Below are 5,273 nucleotides of genomic sequence, written 5' to 3'. Positions count from 1 at the left end.
ACTACAATCACACACGTATAAAGACGAAACTAAAAGGCATGAGTCCGATACAATATCGAACTCATGCCTCGAAAGCTGTCTAATAAATACCGTGTCTAACTTAAGGGGGTCACTTCAATCTAGGCTCGTTTTTCTTATACAGATTCTCTCTGCATAAAGCGGTATAGAAAAGCCAGAGTGCGGAAGGCATCTTCGATTTTCGATAAAAAGTCTTCATTGTTCATTTGAACGACCTCTTCTCTAGGCAGCTGGATCCCGCAAAGGAGTTCAGCTTTCTTTACCGTTTGAACCCGTTCAAATATCGTTTTCAGTTGTTCAGCGTTAAGCTCACTGTGACGCAGTACGTCAGGTTTCGTATGATCTTTAGACCAAACAAAATCTTGGGGTATTTTCTGTTGAATGGTGTCTAGCTCTTTTTCAAATAATTGACCATATTCACCTTTAACCGGAGATTCATAAATGATCGCAAACCATACGAATACATGAGTTTTCCAAAGCCCAATTTGAAAATGAGGGAGCTTTTTATAGCCTCGTTTACTGTTTGCGAAAGCAACCCAAGTATCATTTGGTGGGTTGACAGATCTTCTTGCATGTTTTGCCACATGTACAAACATCTCGTCTCCTGTAATAGAAGAAAGAAGCGGCGCAAAGTGTTCGCCAAGGGCCTCAAGCTTTGGGCGGACTCTTTCTTTTAATACGGTCATTCGTTCATCTAAACCATCCACTGTGAATGTCTCGAAATCTTCATCTCTAAAACGCATCTCACTCATGTTATGCCTCCTGTATCTTATCGCTGATCATATTTTATCATAGCTTGGGTCAAGATCAAAAAAGATGCAGGAGAAAGATTGCAGAGGACGTGATGCAGCGTTTAAAAATATCGATTTTGTGGTATATGACAAATAGGTAAAGACACAATTTTCAGAATGTCGTTGCGGTTAAGCGATCGCTTCATACGATATAAGCAAGAACCATTTCTTTTATCATTAAATTGTTTATCAATGAAAACTGACAAGGAATGAATCATTCTCTGGAAGGGGCGTTGACCAATGAAGCAAATTGTGAAGCATAGGTATAGACAAGAGAAGAATCGCATCGCTGTGTGGAGATTAGAGGTTGATTATGAGCTATCTACGCTTCATGAAGCCATCGAGCATAAAGATGTTATCCAAATTGAACGCAGCAAACGAAAGCTTGATCGCCTAAGAAAAGAATGGGAGCAGCTTCAAGGGTAAAACAAGGTGAGGTAAAAACGAACCAATTCATCGGTTCGTTTTTGTATGAAGCTGCTTTTTTCTTGCTTTTACGTACATAATATCAGTATGCTAATACAAATAGGTATTACATAGAAAAGAGGTTTACAGTCTGATGACAAACTGGGTGGAAATGGACCGTCTTGCAAAACTTTGGGTAAAAGAAGCGGGAAGCTGCATTAAAGCATCCATGCAGGAAAGTCTATCAATTGAAACAAAATCAAATCCAAATGATCTTGTCACAAACATCGATAAAGAAACCGAGCGTTTTTTCATTGAAAAGATTCAGTCGACATTTTCAGATCATCACATTTTAGGAGAAGAGGGACAAGGGGAAGAGGTGACTTCACTGGACGGAATTGTGTGGATCATTGATCCAATTGATGGCACAATAAACTTTGTCCATCAAAAACGCAATTTTGCCATTTCAATTGGGATATTTGAACATGGTGTTGGAAAAATCGGTCTTATTTATGACGTCATTCATGACGAATTATACCATGCAGTCAAAGGAGAAGGGGCGTATATGAACGACATCTTACTCCCACCATTAAAAGATGTGACGATTGAAAAAGCTATTGTTGGCATTAACCCGACATGGGCGATTGAAAGCCCTCATTTTGATGCTAAACCGTTTGCCCGTCTCGTCCGTGACGTCAGGGGGACACGAACCATTGGATCAGCTGCACTTGAGCTCGCTTATATTGCAAGTGGCAGAAGTGACGCATACGTGACGTTAAGGCTTGCACCATGGGATTATGCCGCCGGATGTGTGTTGCTTGATGAGGTAGGGGCTGTTTACTCCAATATTCATGGAGAACCACTATCCTTCCTAGAGAAAAACAGCATTGTGGCAGGGAATCGATCTATTTGTGAGCAAATCCTGAACGATTACATAAAAGGAAGAGAAAATAAAAAATAAACACAATCACTTCATGAGAATGAAGTGATTCTTTGTTTTGGATGAAACTTTTTGGTAAGGCGATTGTCCATACGAAGGGGTCTTAATTTGATGTATAGGATTGTATTATTCAATGGTGTGGTTCTCGGCTATTTGTTTTTTCATTTATCAAGAAATGAAAGAGCCAATCTCTTTTATCAATTCACCGGATTTCGAGCCATAATAGATGAAAAGGAAGAAAAAAGAAAATCAAGGATCGTTATTATAAGACAAATAAAAACACACCTTTAAGTTGAAAATCGGGTATAGCATACCTGAAAACAATTTGGAGGTGTAGAGGTGCGTATTACTTAAATTTTCCAAGACTATTTTATATTTTCAGCATCTCAGCTTGACAATTCATGGGTGAATGGTCTTGGTTTGAGTCAAAATCAAAAGCCTTCTACATATAGAATGTAAAAGGCTTTTGATAAATTTTATGATTGTACGTTTAATTTTCTTTTTAATGTAAATCCTGTACCCATGAAAATCATGGCGAACACGATACTCAAGCATGTTCCCAGTATGCTTTTTTCTGCAACAGACACCCCAATAAACGCCATACTAACGACTGCAAGTAATGCACATAGTAATAAAAGCCATTTAATTTGTTTCATTTGTCTCCATCCCTTTTTTTAGAGTTAATATAAGTTTACAGAAAAACGATCGGCATTTAAAGGGGATTGTGATATAATATGAAAGTTATCTAATTATTTTAGGAGATGAAAATGTGAAACTTCGAAAAGACCTTCGCAACATCGCAATTATTGCCCACGTTGACCATGGTAAAACGACGCTTGTTGACCAATTGCTCCATCAAGCTGGTACTTTCCGTGCGAATGAAAATATCGCTGAGAGAGCCATGGATTCAAATGATTTAGAGCGAGAGCGCGGTATTACGATTTTAGCTAAAAATACTGCGATTCATTATAAAGATACACGCATTAATATTTTAGATACACCAGGACACGCCGATTTCGGTGGTGAAGTTGAGCGTATCATGAAAATGGTAGATGGTGTACTTCTCGTTGTGGACGCTTATGAAGGCTGTATGCCTCAAACTCGATTTGTACTGAAAAAAGCACTTGAGCAAAACTTAACACCAATTGTTGTTGTTAATAAAATTGACCGCGACTTTGCTCGTCCGGCTGAAGTGGTCGATGAAGTCATTGACTTGTTCATTGAATTAGATGCAACAGAAGAACAGCTTGAATTCCCAGTTGTTTACGCATCAGCAATCAATGGTACGGCAAGTAACGATGCGAGCAAACAAGACGAAAACATGGAATCGTTGTTTGAAGCGATTGTCAACCGTATTCCAAGCCCAATTGACAACCATGAAGAGCCGCTTCAATTCCAAGTGGCGCTACTTGATTACAATGATTATGTCGGAAGAATTGGAATTGGCCGTTTATTTAGAGGAACGATGCAAGTAGGACAGCAAGTTGCCCTGATGAAAGTCGATGGCAGTGTGAAACAATTCCGTGTAACAAAGATTTTTGGTTTCCAAGGGTTAAAACGAGTGGAAATCAACGAAGCTAAAGCTGGAGATCTTGTTGCTGTATCTGGTATGGAAGACATCAATGTCGGTGAAACAGTTTGCCCGGTAGAATACCAAGAGGCACTGCCGATCCTTCGTATTGATGAGCCGACACTTCAAATGACATTTGTTGTCAATAACAGCCCATTTGCAGGTCGTGAGGGAAAATACGTCACATCTCGTAAAATTGAAGAGCGTTTAGAGCAGCAGCTTCAAACAGACGTAAGTCTTCGTGTGGATCCGACTGATTCACCTGATGCTTGGGTCGTATCTGGACGCGGGGAGCTTCACTTATCCATTCTGATTGAGAATATGAGACGTGAAGGATTTGAATTACAAGTATCGAAGCCAGAAGTTATTGTAAAAGAAGTTGATGGTGTTCGATGTGAGCCCGTAGAGCGTGTTCAAATTGATGTACCAGAAGAGCATACTGGCTCTGTCATGGAATCAATGGGTGCAAGAAAAGGTGAAATGATTGATATGATCAATAATGGTAACGGTCAAGTTCGCCTGATCTTTACTGTTCCATCACGAGGTTTAATCGGATATACAACTGAATTTCTTTCATTAACTCGTGGTTTTGGTATTCTGAACCATACATTTGACAGCTACCAGCCGATGCAGTCTGGTCAAGTTGGCGGACGCCGTCAAGGTGTACTTGTTTCAATGGAAACGGGTAAAGCGACAGCTTACGGAATCCAAGGTGTTGAAGAGCGCGGTGTGATCTTTGTTGAGCCAGGTACTGAAGTGTATCAAGGAATGATTGTTGGTGAACATAACCGTGAAAACGACCTTGTTGTCAACGTTAGCCGTATGAAACAGCAAACCAACGTACGTTCAGCGACAAAAGATCAAACGGTTAGTATGAAAAAACCACGGATTATGTCACTTGAGGAATCTCTTGAGTACTTAAATGAAGACGAATACTGTGAGGTTACCCCTGAATCTATTCGTCTAAGAAAGAAAATTTTAGATAAAAACGAACGTGAAAAAGCAGCGAAGAAGAAAAAATTAGCAGGATTATCATAATTCCATGAAGAATTTAAAAGGTAGAACCCTGAAAGATAAGGGGAGGGAATCTTTTTGAATGATCAGGAAGTAAGTGATAATTTATCCTTTTTTGCGATGCTGTTTCGTGTCGATGAAAATCCGCAAACAGGGATGTGGCTCCTTTATGGCACCATCCTTGTTTTAGCAATTATTGTTTTTAAGCTCGGCTTTGCTAGACGTTTACCGATTTTAAAAGCGCTCGTGATTTATTTGTTTTTGATTTTTGGCTGCACGTTTCTCACGTTTCTAGGGATCTTCTTGCCAGTTGCAGAAGGCCTTGTTGTGGCAGCTGCCATTTTGATTATTTATAAAATACGGCTGCATCGTGCGAAAAAAGCAGGAACAGTGAATACGTAAAAAAGACCTGACACATGTGATATTATCCCCTCTAAGTAGACAGTGTAAAAAGCCCAAGAACATATCTTGGCTGTTACACTATACTTGGAGGGGATTTTTTATGGCTAGAAAGGGACAACAATTTCAACACTAT

The 5,273-nt window shown here is 39.6% G+C and carries 7 protein-coding genes; 5 read left to right on the top strand and 2 right to left on the bottom strand.

The features are described from left to right. Nucleotides 1–83 (top strand): IS3 family transposase (locus LC033_RS17480; RefSeq protein WP_376776472.1); only part of this gene is annotated, 83 nt, incomplete at its 5' end. A 51-nt stretch (nucleotides 84–134) separates the two neighbouring features. On the opposite strand, the gene LC033_RS16225 is transcribed toward LC033_RS17480, so the two are convergent. Further along, nucleotides 135–770 (bottom strand): DUF1054 domain-containing protein, encoded by a 636-nt coding sequence (locus LC033_RS16225; protein WP_226570215.1) that lies wholly within the window; start codon nucleotides 768–770, stop codon nucleotides 135–137. 279 nt (nucleotides 771–1,049) lie between these two features. On the opposite strand from LC033_RS16225, the gene LC033_RS16220 reads away from it, so the two are divergent. Next, on the top strand, nucleotides 1,050–1,235 hold the full coding sequence (locus LC033_RS16220) for a YkzI domain-containing protein (protein WP_226570213.1): 186 nt from the start codon (nucleotides 1,050–1,052) through the stop codon (nucleotides 1,233–1,235). A gap of 133 nt (nucleotides 1,236–1,368) precedes the next feature. Continuing rightward, a complete protein-coding gene (locus LC033_RS16215) occupies nucleotides 1,369–2,175 on the top strand; it encodes an inositol monophosphatase family protein (protein WP_226570211.1) in 807 nt (268 codons plus the stop codon). A gap of 455 nt (nucleotides 2,176–2,630) precedes the next feature. Here LC033_RS16215 and LC033_RS16210 read toward each other — a convergent pair whose 3' ends face one another. After that, nucleotides 2,631–2,810 carry a DUF5325 family protein gene (locus tag LC033_RS16210; protein WP_008345070.1) on the bottom strand — a complete coding sequence of 60 codons (180 nt, stop codon included), beginning with the start codon at nucleotides 2,808–2,810 and terminating at the stop codon, nucleotides 2,631–2,633. Nucleotides 2,811–2,923: 113 nt separating this feature from the next. Here LC033_RS16210 and typA point away from each other — a divergent pair, with 113 nt between their 5' ends. Then, the gene (gene typA, locus LC033_RS16205; RefSeq protein WP_226570209.1) at nucleotides 2,924–4,762 is read left to right on the top strand and encodes a translational GTPase TypA; all 1,839 of its coding nucleotides are present in this window, start codon (nucleotides 2,924–2,926) and stop codon (nucleotides 4,760–4,762) included. 54 nt (nucleotides 4,763–4,816) lie between these two features. Then, the gene (locus tag LC033_RS16200; RefSeq protein WP_226570207.1) at nucleotides 4,817–5,140 is read left to right on the top strand and encodes a YlaH-like family protein; all 324 of its coding nucleotides are present in this window, start codon (nucleotides 4,817–4,819) and stop codon (nucleotides 5,138–5,140) included. Nucleotides 5,141–5,273: the final 133 nt, after the last annotated feature.

Source organism: Bacillus stratosphericus (assembly GCF_020524495.1).
Lineage (GTDB): Bacteria > Bacillota > Bacilli > Bacillales > Bacillaceae > Bacillus > Bacillus stratosphericus_B.
Note: the sequence above shows the minus strand (reverse complement) of the source record. Positions and strands in the feature narration are given on the sequence as shown.